This is a genomic window from Microbacterium sp. SS28 (genome assembly GCF_022761035.1).
Lineage (GTDB): Bacteria > Actinomycetota > Actinomycetes > Actinomycetales > Microbacteriaceae > Microbacterium.
Genome location: NZ_JAKWJP010000001.1, coordinates 823,357 through 844,443, shown reverse-complemented (window position 1 = coordinate 844,443; position 21,087 = coordinate 823,357). Strand labels below are relative to the sequence as shown.

At 70.0% G+C, this 21,087-nt stretch carries 1 protein-coding gene (only partly in view); it reads left to right on the top strand.

Annotation, left to right across the window (positions count from 1 at the left end; translation table 11 throughout):
• Positions 1-21,087: the 3' portion of a Calx-beta domain-containing protein gene (locus MJ607_RS03860; protein WP_279234289.1), read on the top strand. 10,554 nt of this gene lie to the left of the window's left edge; 21,087 of the gene's 31,641 nt are visible here — the last part of the coding sequence; the start codon falls outside the window, past its left edge; it ends in the stop codon at positions 21,085-21,087.

Genomic DNA, 21,087 nt, shown 5'->3' with positions numbered 1-21,087 from the left:
TACGTCACGTTCAACGGCGTGAAGTACCAGGCGACCGCCGCCGTCGCCGCCAACGAGGCGGACCCCGAGAACAACACGAAGTGGTACGCCGTCAAGGACGGCTGGAAGTCGTCCCTCGACGGAGCGCCCGCCGACGGCACGGCGCCGTTCCAGACGGCGCACGCCTACACGACCGGTTCCTACGTCAGCTTCGGCGGGCACAAGTACCGCGCGACGTCGAACTTCGTCTCGGGCGCGAACCCGACGATCGACACGGCCCACTGGGCGAACGCCGACAACGACTACCGCTTCCGCGTGTTCGGCGGGGCCGCGGCATCCGACTCGGCCGTCGGCGGCTCGTACTCCGACACCAGCCTCACGCAGGACCAGTTCACGCAGCCCGCGCCTCCGTCGGGTGTCTCGGCCGGCATCTACGGCACGGTGCACTCGCTGCTCTCGGACGTCGATGTCGAGGCGCGCGAACGGGTCGACGTCTTCGTCCTCGCGGGCGCCGTGGCAGGCGGCGCGGGAGCGATCGGCGCCGGCATCGCGATCCTGACCGTGAGCGGAAACGTGAACGCCGGGATCTACGGCACGGGCGTCGTCTCCGCGGGTGGGGCCGTGCGCGTCGTCGCCGATCTCGAAGAGGACATCAAGATCTTCGCCGTGACAGGGGCCATCGGCGCCGTCGCGGTCGCGGGCCAGATCCTCGTGCTCACGGACACGAGCGCCACGAACGCCCACATCGACGACTCCGCGACGATCCTGCGGGCCTCGGGCGGCATCGTCGTCACGGCGCACTCCGACAAGACGGTCGCAGGCTACGCGGTCGGCATCACGATCGCCCTCGGCGGCATCGGAGCCGCGATTTCGGTCATCGACGTCTCGGGCGACACGAAGGCGCTCATCGGGGATGTCGCGATCGGGGCGGGAGGCTCGATCGGCAGCATCACCGTCACGGCGACGGACGTCTTCGACCCCACCGCGTGGGCGATCGGCATCGTCGCGGGCGTCGGCGTCGGGATCAGCGGCATCGTCGCGACCATCGAGTACTCCGGCGTCACGCGTGCGGCCTCGTTCGCGCACGGATCCGTGACGATCGGCGGGGGAGTCTCGGTGCAGGCCTTCGGCCAGCGGCAGCCCATGACGGGGCAGACCCTCAACGTGACCTCGGGGGCGGGGGCCCTCGGCTTCACCGTCTCGATCGCGACGATGGACCGCGACACCGAGGCGGAGCTCGGAGGATCGGTCACGGCGGCCGGGGCCGTCGTCGTGAACGCCGAGGCGACCAACGTCGTGACCGCCAGCACGCCGAGCGTCGCGGTCGGCGGCATCGCCGTGAGCGCCATGATCCCGATCGCGACGGTCTCGGGTCACACCACGGCGACGCTGTCGGGCACCGTCGGCGGATCGTCGAGCGCGCAGGTGCGGGCCGCGGCGGAGAACCGCGCGACCGCCGACGTGCTCGTGGTCAGCATCTCGGGTCTCGGGCTCAACGTCGCCGTCGCCTACGCCGAGGTGACGGCGGATGCCGACATCACCGCGACGGTCACGAGCGGCGCGTCCGTCACGAGCAGCGGCGCCGTCTCGGTCCTCGCGCTCGTCCTCGGCGCGAGCGGGCAGATCGAGGCGATCGCGAAGGGCCAGAACGTCGCCGCGGCGCTCTTCGGCAGCGGCGCGATCTTCGTCGCCCTCGCCACCCAGCGCGCGGCAGTCACGGCAGCGCTCGACGGCGACGTCACGGCATCGACATCCGTCTCGGTGACCGCCACCGGCGGAAGCAAGGCGAAGGCCGACCTCGTCGTGGTCGCCGCCGGCGGGCTCGGAGGCATCGCCGTGAGCGTCGCGATCGCGGAGATCGCCTCGGGAGCGGATGTCGCGGCCTCGTCGTCCGACGGGAACAACGACCAGCAGATCTCGAGCAGCGGCAAGGTGAGCTTCGTCGCCACCTCGACGAACACCGCGACGGTCACGACCGGCATGGGTGCCGGCGGCGCTCTCTTCGGCGTCAGCGTCTCGGTGCCGTCGGCACTCGTCGGCGGTGCGACGACGGCGAGCGTGCAGGGCAACGTCACGGCGGGCGCCGCGGGCGTCGAAGTGGGCGCGACGAGCCACAACACCGCGACGACCGATGTGCTCATCGTCTCGATCGGAGGCCTCGGCGCCGCAGCCGTCAACGTCGCCGACGCGCGGATCACGTCGGCCGCCGCGACGCAGGCGCTCGTCCTGTCGAACTCCTCGGTCTCGGCCCCCGGCGGCGCGGTCTACGTCCACGCGACCTCGACCAACAAGGCGAACGCGACGACGACGGCGGTCGGCGCCGGCATCGGGCTGAGCCTCAGCGTCCAGAAGAGCATCGCGTACGTGGACGGCTCCACGAAGGCATCGTTCGACGGCGACATCCCGAGCACCGCGACCAAGACCGCCGGCCTCACCGTCGAGGTCCGCGCACGCAACCAGGCGATCTCGGACGTCAACGTCCTCACGATCTCGCTCGGCCTCGCCGGCACCGGCGTCTTCTCCGACGCGCGCGCCGGGGGAGATGCCGACGCCGTCATCGACGCGAACGCGAACGTCACCGTCTCCGGCGCCATCTCGATCGACGCTCAGACGACCCTCGGCGACGGTCACCACAACTACGCGAGGAGCCTCGTCCGCGGCGGCGCGGCGGGCGGGATCAGCGCCGGTCTCGTGACGTCGGACGCGGCGGTGACCGGGTCGGTGCGCGCGAAGCTCAACGGCGCTGTCGCCGGCTCCGGCTCCATCACGATCAACGCCGATGCGACGATGCTCGCCGACGCGCACAGCACCTTCGTCGGCATCGGCGCTCTGACCCTCTCAGCGACCGAGACCGTCGCCCTCGTCTCGGCCGACACCGTCGCCGGGGGCGACAGCGGCACGGCCTCGACGAGCGGGGCGTTCATCGTGACGAGCGACTCGACCTACACCGCCACATCCTCGTCGGACGGCCCGACCGTAGGCCTCCTCACGGTCGACGTGAAGCTCCCCGTGGCTCGCGTCAGCGGTGCCACCAAGGCGAGCTACCTCGGCCAGGTCACGGGCGGCACCTCGGCATCGGCCACCTCGAACTCGCACAACGGGGCGACGGCCGACGCCTCCGAGATCATCGCCGTGGGCATCGTGGCGGTCGCCGTCGCGTACGCGCTCGCCGAGGTCACGGCCACGACCGAGGCGGCGATCGGCGGCGCGATCGTCGGATCGGGTGCCGTCACGGTCTCTGCGACCTCCGACGACAACGCGACGGCAACCGTGGGCGGAGGCTCGGGCGGCGGTCTCACTGTCTCGCTACTGCAGCCCGACGCCCGGGTGACCGGCATCACCCGCGCATTCGTCGGCAACAGCAAGACGGTCAACGCCGGATCGCTCTCCATCACGGCGACGGCGACGCCGGACGCCTACGCCGAGGCGAAGATGGTCGGCATCTCGGCGCTCGCGAACGTCCTCGTCACCGGGCCGCGCGCCACCGTCGGCGGCACGACCGAGGCCTACATCGGATACGACGAGACGGTCGCGCTCGGTTCCGGTGCCGCGACCCTCAACGCGACCCGCACGGCGCATGCGAGCGCCCTCGGCACCAACATCTCGGCCGCGCCGATAGACATCTCGTTCGTCGACCTCGAGGCGACGACCGGCGGCACGATCTCGGCGTACATCGACGACCGCGCCGACGTCACCGCCGGCAGCGTCTCGCTCATGGCCGGCGGGACCAGCTCGCCCCAGGCCTCGACGGCGGCCGCCGGCATCCGGATCATCGGCGTCTCGGGCTCGCAGGCGCGGGCGACCGACTCGACGAGCGTCATCTCGCGCATCGGACCCGCCGACGGCGTCTCGTCCGCGGACGCGGCAGACCCGACCTCCGTCGTCACGACGGGCGGCGGCGTCTCGGTCACGGCGCAGTACACCTCGACACCGCTCGCGACGTCGTCTGCCTTCGGGTTCAGCCTCGGCTTCGCCGCCGCGATCGTGAAGGTCACGACGACCTCCACGCCGACGATCGCGGCCTACCTCGGCGACGACGCGCAGGTCACGGCGAACGGCGGCGACGTCGCCTTCACTGCCGCGACGACAGCCGTCGCGATCGCCGACGCGAAGGGCTTCGGCGCCTCGCTCGGCTTCGACGCGGGCCTCACCTCGACGCATGCCGTGCTCACCCCGACGGTCAAGGCGTACACCGTCGGCGGCGGCTCGCTCAGCGGGCAGAACGTCTCGCTCATCGCGCGGGCGAACGTCGACCAGAACGGCAACAACCTCTCGCCGAGCTACACCTTCGCGAACATCAACGACGCGACGAACACGACGTCGGATGTCTCGACCACCGTCGCCCCCGCCTTCGCCCGCGTGAGCCTCGGCTCGATCGGCCTCGCGGCCGGCGTCGCAGGCGGCTTCTCGGAGGCGAAGAACTCGCCGATCGTGGCGGCGGGAGTCGGCGGCGGCACGCAGGTCGGCGCCTCGACGCTCCTCACGATCACGGGCCGCGCCTTCGGCGACGCACAGGTCGACGCGCTGGCGCTCCCGACCGTCGGCCTGCTCGCGGGCATCGGCGTCGTCGAGGGGTCCGTGACCTCCGGCGGCACGGTCGACGCCTACTTCGACGGCACCTCGGGCACGATCGCCGCGGCGAACGTCACGGCCCGCACCGACGCGCACCCGCGCGTGCAGGGCCGCGCGGCGGGCGGCGGCATCGGAGCGGGCGTCTCGGTCGCGGACCTCGACGCGACGGCCTCCGTCACGACCCGCTCGCGGGTCGGCGGCGACCTGCAGGCCTCGGGCGCCATCACGGTGCTCGCGGATGCCCGCATCAAGGTGACCGCGACCTACAAGGCGCTGCAGATCTCGGGCTTCGTCTCGGCCGTCGCGGGTGCCGTCACGGCGCGCGACAGCTCGACGACCGCGGCTTCGATCTCGGGCACGGGCCGCGTCTACAGCACAGGGTCGTCGGCATCCGTCCTCGCACACCACAACTACAGCGGCGGCTTCCTCGGCAACCGCGTGTTCGCCTCGGCCAGTGCGACGACGATCTCGCTGCTGCTCGCGATCAGCGACGTGTCCATGCTCGCGGAAGCCCAGGCCACCACGACCGCGACGGTCGAGGCTGCTGCGACGCTCGCAGCGCCGTCCGGAACAGCGGCTCTGCGGGCGCTCTCGCACAACGAGGCCAAGGCGGTCTTCGAGCGTGTCCAGGGCGGGCTCGCGAGCATCGCGCCGGACGCCAACCCGACCGCCGACGTCAAGGGCACGACGCGCGCCGACCTGCTCGGCCATGTGCGGGTCGGGACGGCGAGCGGCGCGGCGGTCCTCGAGGTCCTCGCGAAGGCCGACGATCTCGCGTTCGCCGGCATGGAGAACGCGGGCGGCGGAGCCCTCTCGATCAGCGACTCGTCCTCGACATCGAAGGGCACGCCGACGGTCGCCACGACCCTCGGCGGAGCATCCTCCGTCATCATCACGTCGGGCGCCATCACGGCCAAGGCCGAGAGCCTCAACGACTCGGATGCCGCGACCACGAGCGGCAGCGGCGGCCTGCTCAACATCAATCTCTTCGGCGCGACGGCCACCATGACGCCCACCGTCTCGGTGCTCGTCACGGGCGGCGCCTCGATTCACAGCAACGGCCTGATCACGATCGACGCGACGAGCAACCAGCCGCCTGCACCCAGCGCGGACGGCACGTTCAACGCCGGCAGCGTCGCGGGGAACACGATCACCTTCACGCTGCAGCACAACGCGTTCACGGGCCAGCTGGTCGCCTACGACGCCCAGGGCGGCACACAGATCGCCTCGAACCTCCAGGGCCGCAGCATCAACGTCATCGTGACGGGTGCCAACTCGCTCCAGCTCGGGCTCGAGGCCATGTTCGACGACCCGGGCACTCCCGGCATCGTCGAGGGCGGCCTCACGATCGACCCCGTGACCGACATCATCGACTTCGGCCAGTCGCACCACTTCCAGACGGGCGACCTCGTCTTCTACCAGCCGGTCGGCAGCGCCATCGGCGGGCTCGCGGCGGGAACCTACAAGGTCTACCGGATCGACGCGTCGCGCCTGAAGCTGCAGCTCACGAGCGTCGACGTGACGAACCCGCCGCAGGTGATCGTCTCGGGCGACATCGACGAGGCGAACGACCGCATCTCAGGCGGCCTGACCAACGGTCAGTACGTCACGTACCACACGGCTCCTCCCGCGGGCACGTTCTCGTCGGTCGCAGTGAGCGGCAACACGATCAACGTGAGCCTCGACCAGGACGGCAACCAGACGATCGACGACACGGTGCCCTCGAGCGGGACCCCCGTGCAGTACATCGCCAGCGACGCGGGCAAGCCGATCGGCGGGCTCTCGAGCGGCGCCACGTACTACGTCATCCGCGTCGACGGACAGCACCTGCAGCTCGCGACCACCTACTGCCGGGCGCGGGGCATCGCGCTCGGAGGCAACGGAGCGTGCGACAGCACCTTCTCGGGTGGGGTGGGGGGCGACGACGGCGCAGTGGGGAGCGCGTCCGTCGTCGCCATCACCCTCACGCCGAACACGACGCCTTCCTTCGCCGCCGTGCGCCACGTCCTCAACGCGGTCACGGACTTCGAGATCGGCAACCTCGACGACGGCCACGGGTACTACGTCGTCGGTGCGAACGGCTCGAGCTTCCAGCTGTCGAACACGCTGGGCGGAGGCGCGATCAACATCTCGGACGGCGGCGGCTTCCCGCACATCTTCCGGGTCGAGGGCGTCGACCTCACGGGCAGCGGCACGGGCGTCCAGCGGCTCATCCTGCAGATCGGCGCGACGAGCGGCACGCAGCGGCTCAACGGGATCGGCGGACCGTCGGGCGCGGCGAGCTCGAACGACGGCGTCATCTCGGCGACCGCGGCGGGCGGCGGCGGCGGCGCGATCAACGTGTCGACGGCGAGCGCCTCGGCGACCACGACCGTCACGACGGGCGTCACGGTGCAGACCGACGCCGACATCCACGGCGGCGACGTCGCGATCACGACGCATGCCACCGCCCAGGCGAAGGGCATCGCGGGCAACGCCGGCGGCGGCGCGATCTCGATCGGCGACTCCGACGCCCGCGCCACGACGATCGTCGACAACGACATCGCGGTCGCATCTGGTGCCGACATCACCGCCGACCACGACCTCACGATCGCGGCCTTCAGCGACCTGCGGCCCAAGGTCGTCGCCTCGACGCAGCAGGGCGGACTCGTCGGCGGATCCTTCGGCTCCACCGACGCCAAGGCGAGCTACTCGACCAAGACCGCGTCGAACGGCACGCTGGTGGCGGGCAACCGTCTCAAGGTCGAGTCGCACACCTCGTTCGACGGCTTCTCGGAGTCGCTCGCCGACGTCGGCGGTCTCGGCGCGTCCGCCGAGACCGAGGCGAACGTCCTCATCGGCGTCGGCGCCGACGACGCCGACACGCTCACCGAGGTCGGCGGGTCGCTCACGGGACGTCACGTCAAGGTCGGAGCATTCGTCGACTCGGCCAAGGCCTACGCCCACACCTACACGTACGCGATCGCGCTGGGCGCCGACTCCGACGCTGACTCCGAGATCAACGTCGAGGGCTACACCCGCACGACGCTGCTCGCGAACGTCGCGATCACGGGCCACGTCGACACCGCGATCGTCGCCGAGTGGCGAGGCGTCGACTTCAACTCCGACGCGTTCGCCGAGTGCGACTGCGGCGGCGGCGCGACCGACTCGTACGGCCGCATCTACCCGACGCTCGAGGCGAAGGTCGTCGGGCGCAACCTCGCCGTCATCACGACATCCGACCTCACCGTGCAGGTCAACGACCAGATCAACCGCATCCGCCGGCACGCCGACACCGACGGAGGCCTCCTCGACTTCGGCAATGGCGGAGACGAAGAGGGCAACAATTCGTCGCTGCGGCGCGAGATCTTCTGGGAGGTCCGGGTCATCATGCTCGGCGAGCCCAACCCCATCCTCGAGGTCGACGCGAACGGCGCGATCACGGCGATCGTCAACGTGCGCGTGTGCGACGACAACGGCCACTGCTACGAGGACAACCCGTTCACCGACACCCACACGCAGGGCATGCTGTCGGGCACGACCATGACGGTCGACGACATCGTCTACGACCACGGCGCGCAGGCGCGCTTCCTCGCGAACGACCTGTCGAGCGTCGGCGGCCCCGACGGCAACATCTGGGGCGCCGTCGGACGGTTCGAGTTCCAGCAGACGTGGGACTTCGTCCGCATCCTGAACGCATCGAACCTCAACCTCGTCACGAACATCATCGACGTCGTCAACTCGCAGAACCCGCCGCGCATCGACATCCGCGTCGACGAGATCTGGGACAACGGCGCCGCCGCGAACGCGTCGCTGTCCGAGGGCGACCCGAACACGACCTTCGACTTCGACATCGAGTACACGTTCCCGCCGAGCTACGTGCAGATCCACAACACGTGCGCCTTCACGTGCCCGACGCGCAACCCGTTCATCCGCCTCGACGACTACATCGAGAACCCGCTGGGTGAGACCGAGATCTTCAACGCCTCGGGCGACATCCTCTCCGGCAGCGGGCACGAGCTCATCCGCACCAACGTCATCGACATCGACGCCCCGCACGGACACGTCGGCCACCAGAGCCCGACACACGCGAACCCCGACCCCGAGCGCAACCCGATCGAGATCGAGCTCGTCCACTACATCCACCCCGATCCCGACTTCTGCACGGGCAGCGCTCCCTGCGACAAGAAGCCCGTCGTCACGATCGACGCCGGCAAGGACGTCGTGATCGACCTCACGTACTTCCGCCGCACCGACACGGCGCTCGGGACCGCGGCGACGATCGTCATCGACCGGATCCGCGCGGGCGACGACGTCGACGTCGTGCTGAACGACTCCAAGAACGGCGACGGGCAGACCGGTCTCGTGCTCGTGGTCGTCGACATGTACGAGCCGGCAGGCACTTCGAAGGATTACAACTTCACGTTCCCGTCGACGTTCACGCCCGCCATCAACGACGGCAACTCGATCCAGCGCGGCGGCTGCGCCGGTCCGTACCCCGGCGACTGCGGAACGGGCTCGGGCCAGTACGAGACGCACTTCCGGCCGGATGTCTCCAACCTGAGCCTCGCGCACATCCTGCGCGCCCTCGGCACCGACAACGACGGCGAGATCAACTCGACGTACGACTTCACCGAGGTGCGCTCGGGCGACGACATCGACATCTGCCACGTCACGACCGGCGGCGAAGAGCCCAAGACGTGCTTCACGACGTCGATCGACTCCGCGACGCACGTCGTGACGAGCGACCCCACCTCCGACACGCGGATCGACATCGTCATCAACACGGATGTCGCGTGGACCGGCGGCGCGGGTCACACGGGACCCGTCGACGACCCGGGCAAGGTCACGAACGTCTCGCAGATCTTCCTCCGCACCAACGGCGACATCACGGCGACCGAGCTCGCGGGCGACATGCTCGTCGGCCACATCCACTCGACCGAGAACGACGTCGAGCTGCACTCGCCGATGAGGATCCTGGATGCCGACGGCCGGCCCACGATCGATGTGACGGGTGTCAACATCACGATGTTCGCGGGTGAGGCGGGCGGCATCGGCGGTATCGGCCTCCCGGGCGACTTCCTCGAGATCAACACGTCGGTGCTCGACGCTTCGTGGGACGACGTATCGGACGGGGTGCTCACGGCTCACGACCTCGCCGCGGCGAACAGCCTGACGGCGGGGATCTACCTCGACGAGCTCGAGGGCGACATGCCCATCCACGAGCTCTACACCGAGGGCGACGCGAGCCTCGCGACGGGCAACGTCTCGGCGCGAACGGTCGGCGGCTCGATCCTCAACGCGAAGGTCGATCCCACCCAGGACAACATCCACGGCGACTCCGTCGACCTCGACGCCAACGGCGGCGCGATCGGCCTGCTGTCCAAGGACGTCATGGTCGACTCCGGCCGCGCACCCCCGTTCGGCTGCACGTACCTCAACTGCGGCAACAGCCCCGTCACCGGGGCATCCGATCCCGCTCTCGCGACCCCCGGCGACGACGTCGGACTCGAAGCGACGAGCCACATCTTCTACACCGAGACCGACGCCTACCTGCGTCTCGTGCTCGCCCACTCCCTGCTCGGCAACATCCGCCTGACGGTCCGTGAGACCTCGCAGACCGACGAGGACCTCTACCTCGTGAACGGCGGTACGGCTCGCTTCGCCGAATCCGCGACGCGCGGCCCGAGCAGCGACGCCGACGCTCCGCGGTCCATCCCCAACGGCACGATCTTCGCCGAGGTGGGCAGTGTCGAGCTCCGCGTCGGCGACGACATCACGACGCACCAGAACAGCCAGATCCTCGCGAACCTCGGCATCGACATCCGCGGCGACTTCGGCAACGCCGACACGGGCGGCGGCGTCGGCGAGTTCGGCACGAGCATGATCCTGCGTGGCAAGATCACCGCCGACTGCAACGTGACTGCAGGTGGTCCCGGTGACGAGCCGATGGGCATCTGCGCACCCTCGACCGCCAACCCCGTCGCCGGCCGCCAGACGAACATCTGGGGCGACAGCGACGTCGACATCATCCAGCTCGGCGATCCGTCGGGCCTCGACGCGACGCAGCCCGGTGCGAAGACGACGTGGGGGAGTGCGGGCTACATCTTCCTCGGCTCCAAGACGACGGTCCACGGCGACGCGAACGCGACCTCGAACACCGCCGACGGCGAAGACCGCATCACGGTCTGGTACCTGCAGTCGATGAACGTCGTCACGAGCCCCCTGGGCCTGCAGTCCGGCACGGGCGCCGGCCACACGCTCAACCTCGACGGGCAGGGCGAGACCGACTACTACGCCGTGTACACGAACGGCAGCCACGGCAGCATCCGCAACTACGTCATCAACGTCCTCGACTCGGGTCCCGCCGATGACGGCGTCGACGAGCTCGCCATCTACGGCTACGACAACACGGCGGCCGGATACAACGGTGCGAACAAGCCGGTCGACGACATCTGGCTCCTGCGGGCGCTCAAGTGCATCGACAACGAGTCGCCGTTCGCGCTCATCGCGGGCGTCCCGAGCACGTGCGGCACGCCGACCGAGCCGGCCGACCACCCGGCCTTCGTCGCACTGCTCGCCGGCAACGGAACCGCGGGCGACGGCGGAGACGGCGGCATCGGCCTGTACCGCGACCGCATCCAGGGCAACGAGCCCAGCGCGCTCGTGCAGCGCATCAACTACGACCGCTCCGTCAACGGACGCATCACGGTCTACGGCCAGGGCGGCAACGACGCCTTCTACGTCGACGACACGCAGGCGACGATGACCCTCGACGGCGGCGCCGGCAACGACCAGTTCCAGATCGGCCAGATCTTCGGAACCCAGCGCGACAGCCAGGTGCTGCCGGCCGACGGCGGCGGGCTCCTTCCCGCCGACACCTTCCCGGCCCTCGTCGCGACGACGCGCGGCTGGCTGAGCCCCGGCACCCACGCGCCGCTGCTCGCCACGGGCGGCACCGGCAACGACCGATTCACGGTCTACTCCAACCAGGCCGAGATCCAGCTCAACGGCGACGACGACAACGACCTGTTCATCGTCCGGGCCTTCGCGCTCGCGGCGGTCTGCGACACCGACACGACCGGCGACGGCCTGTGCACGCTCGCCGACGTCTCGCTCACGGTCGTGCCCGGCACCGAGGAGTTCCCGTACGACTCCGACGGCAACGGCGTCTGCAACGCGGCCGACGCCGACTCCTTCACCGGATTCTGGAAGGACAACAACGGCGACAAGACGTGCAACAACGCCGACGCTCACATGACCTTCACGCACGACGCGGGCTCGAACGTCGACCTCGACAACACGAAGTGGGAGGACGACGTCATCCCGCTCGACGCGAACGGCGTCGCGGTGCCCGTCATCGGCCTCGGCTTCTCTACCGCGCGCCCCCTCGACATCCGCGCGGGCGGCGGCGAGGACGAGGTGCAGTACAACATCAACGCGCCGGTCAACGTCGACGGCGGCACGGGCTTCGACAAGCTCGTCGTGCTCGGCACCGAGTTCGCCGACGACTTCGCCATCACCGACAAGGGCATCTTCGGAGCCGGCCTCAACGTCAGGTACACGACGGTCGAGGTCCTCGAGATCGACGGCCTCGAGGGCGACGACGAGTTCTTCGTCCTGTCGACCGCGTTCGGGGTCGCCTACCGGGTCATCGGCGGTCTCGGGTCCGACCGCATCAACGTCTCGGGCGACGTGACGGCCGACATCGTGACGCGCGAACTCGAGGGCCTCTCGGGCGCCGTCGACCACATCGTGACCGCGCCGACCGACGCCGGCTACAACGGCCTGCCGACCGACGGCGTGCCGTACAACGTCGCGACCGGCACGCAGGGCAATGTCGTGATCCGCGAGGGCACGGGCGGCACGAACGTGCGCGAGGGCGGCGGCACGACGATCAAGAGCTACGCGTACTACGAGGTCTCGCTCGCGGTCTCGCCGACGGCGAACGTCTACGTGACGGTCTCGGCGGCCTGGTCGCCGTCGCAGGAGGCGAACGGCTCGCTGCAGAACCCCGCGCCGCTGCCGAACGGCATCGGCGACACGGTGTGGCTGTGCGTCGGGACCGTCGACAGCCAGTGCGACCAGGCGTCGGAGTTCCAGCGCCACTACGTCGTCAACGGGCAGTTCGTCGACGAGAACGGCCGCGCCGTCGTCCTCACCTACCTCGCCGGATCGGCCGCCGGCCAGTGGCAGCGCGTCTACCTCTGGGCCGTCGACGACACCCGCGCCGAGGGGGATCGCGTCGTCGTCGTCCAGCACTCCGTCGTCTCGGGTGACGCCCGGTTCCACGGAGCAGTGGTCCGCCAGGTGAACGCGCTCGTCTACGACAACGACACCCCCGGCGTCTACGCCGTGCCCGTCACGCCGGGCGGCACCGACTTCGACGGCCGCACGCTCGTCATCGAGGGCTCGGCCCTGACGCAGCGCACCGACGACATCCTGCTGTCGCTCGCGAAGGCGCCCACCGGGACGGATCGCGTGTGGGTGAAGATCTGGATGGATGCCGACAGCCAGCGGATCCTCACGCTCGACCTGTCCGGCATCCCGAACCCCGTCGGGGACCCGCGCTGGGTCATGGTGATCGACGCGACCGGAACCTGGTACTCGATCTGGTTCGACGGGACCAACTGGAACCAGGCCGTCCGCATCATCGCGAAGGCGCGCACCAACAGCGACCCGGGCGACCCGACGACCGCCGTCATCAACTACACGCTCGACCTCACGCGTACGCTCCCCGCCGTCGCGGCCGCCTACCCGTTCCCGAACCTCCGCAGCGGAGCGCAGCGCACCGACGTGCTCGTCTACGACGACGAGACACCCAACGTCGTCTCGATCCCGACCGGCACCGACACCGTCGTGATCCCGTGCGGCGTGCCCGCCAACTGCAACGACGGCTACACGATCCGCCTCACGAAGGCTCCCACCGGCCAGGTGCAGATCGCCCTCGTGACGGACGGCCTCGCCGATGTCGTCTCGGTCGGCGGCGTCGCCGTCGCGCCGGCCGGCTACACCGTCATCGGCGGCGACATCCCGAGCCGCCGCTTCATCGGCAACCTGAGCTTCGCGGGAAGCGTCATCACGCGCACGAACGGCAGCGACCTCGGCAGCTTCATCGACGAGGGGTTCACGGTCGGGCAGCGCATCACGATCTCGGTGTGCGGCGCGACGGTCTACACGATCCAGGCGGTCGCAGCCTCGACGCTCACCCTGTCGGCCCCGCTCGCCGGCTGCGGATCGGGCGCCAACGCGACCATCAACGTCCTGACGAGGGTCGGCACGTGGAACGGCACCGCGACGACGCAGGCCAACACCGCGACGACCGGCTGGCGGCTCGTGCGCGACCCGAGCCTGCCCGGCAGCTCGTGGCTCGCCGACGGCTTCCTCGAGGGCCAGTGGATCCAGATCTGCCAGGGCGCGACGTGCGTGCGGGCCAAGATCGCGATCATCCGCGGCACCAACGCCGGCAAGGACAACATCATCGAGCTGCGCCTCGTGGGCTCGGGCGACACGCTCGCAGCGCTCCTGTCCGGCGGCGCCTTCACGGTCAACCGCATCGCGGCGGTCGTGAACTTCGCGGGAGACTGGGCGACCGAGAAGTACATCGAGCTCAAGGCCGACACGTGGTTCACCCAGCCGCTCCAGCGCCAGGGCGTCAAGATCTTCCCCGCGAACACGCACCTGCTCTCGCGGCTGCGCGGCCCGCTCGCCGTCGAGGGCGGCGTCACGGGCGCCGACCGATCGCTCGAGCTCGGACTCAAGCTGCCCGGCGAGCAGGACGGCCCGCTGTTCGCCATCGCGGCGCAGGCGCCCGAGTCGAAGCAGATCGACGTCCTGACCGTCTACAACGACTCGAGCGTCGCGCACGGCGTCGGCGTCATGACCAAGACCGGCATCACCGGGTTCGGCATGGCGAAGGACCTCGACTTCGGCTCCGCCGGAGCGACCTTCGGCGAGCCCCCCGTGTTCGCGGGCGGCATCAGCTACGCGACGGTCCAGTTCGTCGACGGCGTCTACGTGACCGACTCGGCCAAGTCGACGATCGAGGTCGTGAACCTGCTCCTCGGCTCGGGCAACGACCGCCTCGACATCCAGGGCACGCTGCAGCCGGATGTCCCGGTCAAGCTCACGGGCACCGTCGTCCTGACGGCGCAGGGCGCAGGCGCCGGCATCCCGGTGGGCACGACGCATCGCCTCTCTCGGCCCGCTCCGTTCGACTGGAAGGCCCAGGGCTTCCTGGTCGGGCAGACCGTGACGATCTCGGGCGTGGGCCAGTTCAAGGTCACGGGCTTCGGCGACGACTTCACGGGAGACACGACCGACAACACCGTCATGTACCTGCAGCTCCTGACCGGCGCGGCAGGCACGACGGCGCCGACGCTGCGGACCGTGACGGCATCGGATGTGCCCGTCACCTTCACGGGCACCGTCACGGTCGCGCCCAACGGCCCCGGCGACGGCGGGACCATCACGCGGTCGACCGGCAGCTGGATCACGGACGGCTTCGTCGTCGGCCAGCTCGTGCGCATCCAGAACCAGGTCGGACAATGGCGCGTCGTCGGCGCCACGGCGACGACGCTGACCCTCGCCCGCGGCGACCTCATGACGGCCGGCATGGGCGGCGCCGGCCGCACCGTGTACGTGCCCGGCCCGCACGGCGGCCTCACGACCGTCCACGGCGGCGGCAACTCGGCGATCCGCAACGACTTCCAGATGCAGGTCACGGTGCCCGTCGCCGGGCCCGGAGTGCCCGCAGGCGCTGCGCTCGCCGTCGCCCGCCAGGACGGACTGCCGTGGTCGTACACGGGCGCGCTGCCGGGCAGCGGCTATATCGCCGGCAACCCGTACGGCACCGCTTACCAGCACATCCAGCTGGCCGGTGAGACCTTCACGCGCACGATCCTGGGCTTCGGCAACGCCGCCTGCCCGTACGTCGACACCTTCCCCGGCTGCGGCGTCGGCGCTGTCATGTACCTGAGCGCCCCGCTCCTGCCCGGCGGCACGACGATCGGCGCGGGAACGCAGAATGCCGCGGTGCACGTCGCCGAGCCGCTCGCGGTCTCCTCCACGGGTCAGTTCACGATCGCCTACGACCGCATCACCCGCGCGGCGGGCTCGTTCACCGCCGACGGCTTCCGCGCCGGCATGCAGGTTCGCATCACGGGCCTGCCCGGCGTCTACACGATCGACACCGTCTCGGCGACCGAGATGAAGCTCACCGGCACGGCGCTGCAGCCGACCGTCAAGCTCGTGAACGGCGTCGCGACGTGGTTCACGACGCTCCTCACGATCAGCGCGTCCGACGGCGCCCGCAACGGCGGCCTGCGGATGGGCGGCGACATCCTCACCGTCTGCAACCTCGCGGCGCCGCTCGACCCGGCCGATGCGGACGCGACCAACGGCCTGCGCACCGTCGCCTGCGACCAGGCGAACACGGCAGGGCCCGGCTCGCCGCTCGTCGTCTACGGCGACACGTCGCAGGACGGCGTCTGGTACTCGGGCCGCCCTGGCGACGTGCTCGGGATGGAGTTCGGCCCCAAGCCGTTCGACCCGTTCACCTACATCCCCGATTCGCAGAACGAGGACGACGAGTGGCTCTTCGGGCTCGCCGACCCGTACGACAACCCCGGCAACGACATCATCGACGCGAGCGGGCTCTTCGCGAACCTCGTGTGCGACGCGACGTGCGGCAACCTGCCGTCGGTCGGGATCACGGCGTACGGCGGACTCGGCGACGACCTCATCATCGGCAGCCAGGCGGGCGACCACCTCGCGGGCGGCACGGGCGACGACGAGATCCGCGGCATGCGCGGCGTCGACCACATCTACGGCGACTCGGGCGTCAACGTCGACATCTTCAGCCGCGCGCTCGAGATCGCGATCGCGGACCGCTCGCCCAAGCCGAGCGTCACGGGTGCCGGCTACCTCAACAACGGCACGACGATCCAGCCGTACCCGTCGTTCGTCCGCGACGATCTGCTCGTCGCCGGCCGCGACCTGCTGTGGGGCGAGGACGACCCGACGCGCACCGGCACGGTGCCGACGGGCCCCGAGTCCGCGTTCGACGACATCATCTTCGGCGACCACGGCCTCGTCATCCAGGACGGCCCGAACAGCTGGAACACGGGCGACACGAACGAGCCCGACACGCGGCTCCAGAAGATCCAGACGACCGCCGTCTCGACGATCGTGTCGATCGAGAGCCGCAACCTGCAGCGCGGAGCGGATGACGCGATCTTCGGCGGCCTCGGACGCGATGTGCTCGTCGGCGGCACCGGGAACGACCTCGCCGACGGCGACGCGGCCGACGACATCGTCTTCGGCGACAACGTCCTCTACGTCCGCACGCCGGGCCTCTGGCAGAACGGGCGCTTCCAGAGCCTCTGCGGCACGCTCCTCTACAGCCGCAGCGACCTGCCGACCCAGGTGTGCCCGGGCATGCCGGCGCCGACCGAGAACGACTCGGGCGTGCTGCTGACGGACGGCGTCCAGAAGCCGTACCGCGACCCGGACGGCGCTCCGTGGTGGGCCGAGTACGACGTCACGCAGCTGTGGCACACGTTCGCGATCGACGCGGGAACCGAGGGTGCCGGCAGCTTCGGCAACGACCACCTGCTCGGCGGCGCGGCCCACGACCTCGTCTTCGGCCAGCTCGGCAACGACGTGCTCGAAGGCGACGGCGACGGCGAGCGCGCCTACGCACGCGCCACCGACCAGGACCGCGGCGCACTGCAGAAGAACACGGTCCACACGGGAGCCAGCAGGACGCCGACGGGATGCCTCGGCGCAGCCGGCGCGATGGTGTGCGACTACACGGGACTGCTCACTGTCGTGGCCTCGATCGAGGCAGCGACCGACGGTCAGGACTACATCGAGGGCGGCGGCGGCAACGACCGCGTCTTCGGCGGCCTCGGACAGGACGACATCCTCGGCGGCTCGAGCGACTTCTTCAGCCTCACGGCGCCGAACCAGCGTCCGGACGGCCTCCCGACGCCCGCCGACTGGTACCAGCCGGGCGACGACCGCGGCGCCGACATCCTGTTCGGCGGGTCCGGCACGCGCATCGGCATCAACGACCAGACGACGGGTGCAGGAGTGCTCGCGAGCACGCCGACGACGGGCGGCTCGCTCGCCGACGGCACCGCGACGGCCGAAATGGACGCCCGCGACGCCGACACGATCGTGGGCGACAACGGCCGCATCATCCGGATCGTCGGCACGAACGGCGGCGACGTCAACGTCGGCTCCACGGGACTCGTCGGGGTTCCGCCCGCGACCGGCCCGAACTACCTGACGTTCAACTACGACCTCTACGGCGGGGCGGCGGCCGGCACGCAGCGCCTCGTCGTCCGCGGCGTGCACCTGCTGGACTACACGGTCGGCGGGCCCGACTACCTGCCGCAGAACTTCGGCCTCGGCATCGGCGCAGACTGCAACGGATCGCCGACGCAGCCGACCTGCTCGATCGTGCTGAACACCGCGACCGGCGCCTGGAAGACGACGCAGATCGGCGGGCGCGACGAGGTCCACGGCGAGACGGGCGACGACACCGTGTACGGCGGCGCCGACCACGACATCCTCTTCGGCGACGCGCAGAACGACGACCTCATCGGCGGTTGGGGCAACGACTGGATCTCGGGCGGCACGGGATCCGACGGCATCCTCGGCGACGACGGCCGCATCTTCACGAGCCGCAACACCGGCTGCACCGGCACCGCGTCGACGGCCGTCTGCACGCAGTTCGCCGAGCCGCTGTTCGGCATCCGCAGCTTCCGCCTGCTCGACCCCGACGACAAGACGAGCCAGGGCGATGTGCTGAACGAGTACATCTACACGCCCGGCCAGGTGCAGACCGCGACGATCAACATCGCGGGCGAGCTGGTGAAGGCCGTCGACCTCACGGTCTACAACCTCGGCCCCGACGAGAACGCGAGCGCCCAGCACAACAAGGTCGTCAACCAGCCGAGCTACGACGCCAACAACTCCGACGACATCATCTTCGGCGGCTGGGGCGGCGACTGGATCCACGGCGGAGCGGGCGACGACGCGATCAGCGGCTCCGAGGCGATCGGCGCCGGCACCCCTGGGTACGCGGGCGGCTTCGCACAGCACTTCGACCCCATCACGGGTGCGCTCCTCGGCCTCGAGTACATCGACTTCGCCCACCCGTGGAACCCCGGCGACGTGCTGCACTTCGGTGCCGACACGAACCCGTGGCACGCCAACAACCACAACGAGATGCGCCTCGGCGAGTTCCTGCTCTACGACGAGTACGACCCGCGCCGCGCGATCCTCTTCAACGCGGCGGGCGACACGTGGGGCTGCACCTCGTACACGCCGAGCGGCCACACGTGCACGGGCAGCCCGAGCCGGACGCTGTTCCCGAACCACTTCTTCCTCAACAACGAAGACCTCACGGGCAACCTCGTGACGGCCTGCATCGCGGTCGACAACCAGGGCGTGTGCACGCAGACCAAGACCAACCAGCCCTCCGACGGCAACGACGTCATCTTCGGCGACCTCGGCAACGACTGGCTCGTCGGCGGCACGGGGCAGGACACCCTGTGGGGCGGCTGGGGCAACGACCTGCACAACGCCGACGACGACCTGCACTCGGGATGCGTCACGATGCAGCCGAACGGCACCTGCACTCTCACCGGCGACACGTGGCTCAACGACACCCCCGACGGCGTCAACTCGAGCTTCCAGGACCGCGCGTACGGCGGCGCGGGCCTCGACATCCTGATCGGCAACACGGGCGGTGACCGCCTCATCGACTGGGTCGGCGAGTTCAACACCTACCTCGTGCCGTTCGCACCGTTCGGCATCGCGACGGTGAGCCGCCAGAACAACCCGAAGCTGCCCGAGTTCCTCTACGCGCTGAGCCGCAGCCAGGGCGTCGACATGACCCGCTGGAGCGACGAGGGCAGCGATCAGGAGCGCAACGGCGAGCCCTTCGGCGAGCTCGGCCTCATCACGCCGAAGGACCACGGCCAGTGGCAGACGCAGACGGGCGGTCCGACCGACCCGCAGGCGGGCAACATCCCGGGCGGCAAGCGCGACACGCTCCGCGGCGCGGACTTCAACGACGGCACGATGGCGGGCTTCGCGACGGACTCGGGCACCTTCACGATCCAGCAGGGCGTGCTGCGCGTCACCGCCGCGAGCAACACGGGCGACTCCGTCGCCGTCTGGTACTCCGACACCTACCAGACCGTCTACTACGAGCTCTCCGCCAAGATCTCGATGGAGAAGCCGACGGGTGGCTGGAAGGCCAACGCGTTCGTCATCTTCGACTACTTCGGCCCCATGGACTTCAAGTTCGCCGGCATCGACCAGTCGACCAACAAGGTCGTCATCGGCCAGCGTGCCAGCTGGGGCTGGGCCTACCTCGCTCAGGCATCCGTGCCGGGCGGCGTCAAGGCCGGCACGTACTACAACCTCAACGTCGTCATCAACGGCCTCATCGTGACCGTGACGATCGACGGCAAGAACGCGCTGTCGTACACGTTCCCGCCGCGCATCCTCGACAGCCAGCAGGTGGCCCTCAACAGAGGAATGGTCGGCTTCGGCTCCGATCAGGCGAAGGGTCTCTTCGACAACATCGCCCTCACCGTCATCTCGCCCGCCAACACGATCGACCGCACCGAGTACTTCGAGGGCAGCAACGTCGCGACGACCTCGCCGCAGACCGGCTCCTGGACCCAGACCGGGGGACGCTACCAGGGCACGGCGACCGGGGGAGCGGGCGCATCCGCCCTCATCGGCTTCGCGAAGCCCGCCGGCGGCGTCCCCGCCCCGTTCGACCCCATGAGCTACGTCGAGCTCGAGGCGACCTTCCGCGCCGTGGGCACGACGGGCTTCATGTTCGACTGGTACTCGGGCACGGACTACAAGTTCGTGGCTCTGGATGTCGCTGGCCAGCGGATCATCGTGGGCCACGTCGAGGGCACGGCACGCATCGTCGACGCCTCCATCGCCCGGACGCTCACCGCAGGCGCCGATTACCTGCTCAACATCACGATCAAGGCGACTGTCGTGACCGTCACACTTGCGGGGCAGGTGCTCGCCTCGATCCCGTTCAACTCGCCCCTCGGCGACGGCAAGCACGGCGTCTTCGGGCTCGGCACGGGCGCCGTCGTGTCGATCGCGGACTACCGGCTGCGCACCGACGAGGCGGCGTACTCCGGCAGTCCGCCGGGCCTGCCGACGGTGTCGATCGCCGACGTCTCGGTGACCGAGGGCGCCGCCGGAACGACCAAGACCGTGACGATGACGGTGACGCGGTCCTCCGCCGAGGGCGCGCTCACGCTCAACTGGGTGCTCGAGCCCGCATTCGGCGGCACGACGGCGACCGCGGGCACCGACTACACGGCGCCCGCGACGACGTCGGTGACTTTCGCAGCCGGTCAGACGACCGCGACCATCACGTTCATCGTCAAGGGCGACGGCACGCTCGAACCCGATGAGTCCTTCGTCGTCCGCCTGCAGCCCAACCCCGCGGTCAACCTGCAGCGGTCGGGCGGTGTCGTGACGATCGTCAACGACGACCGATAG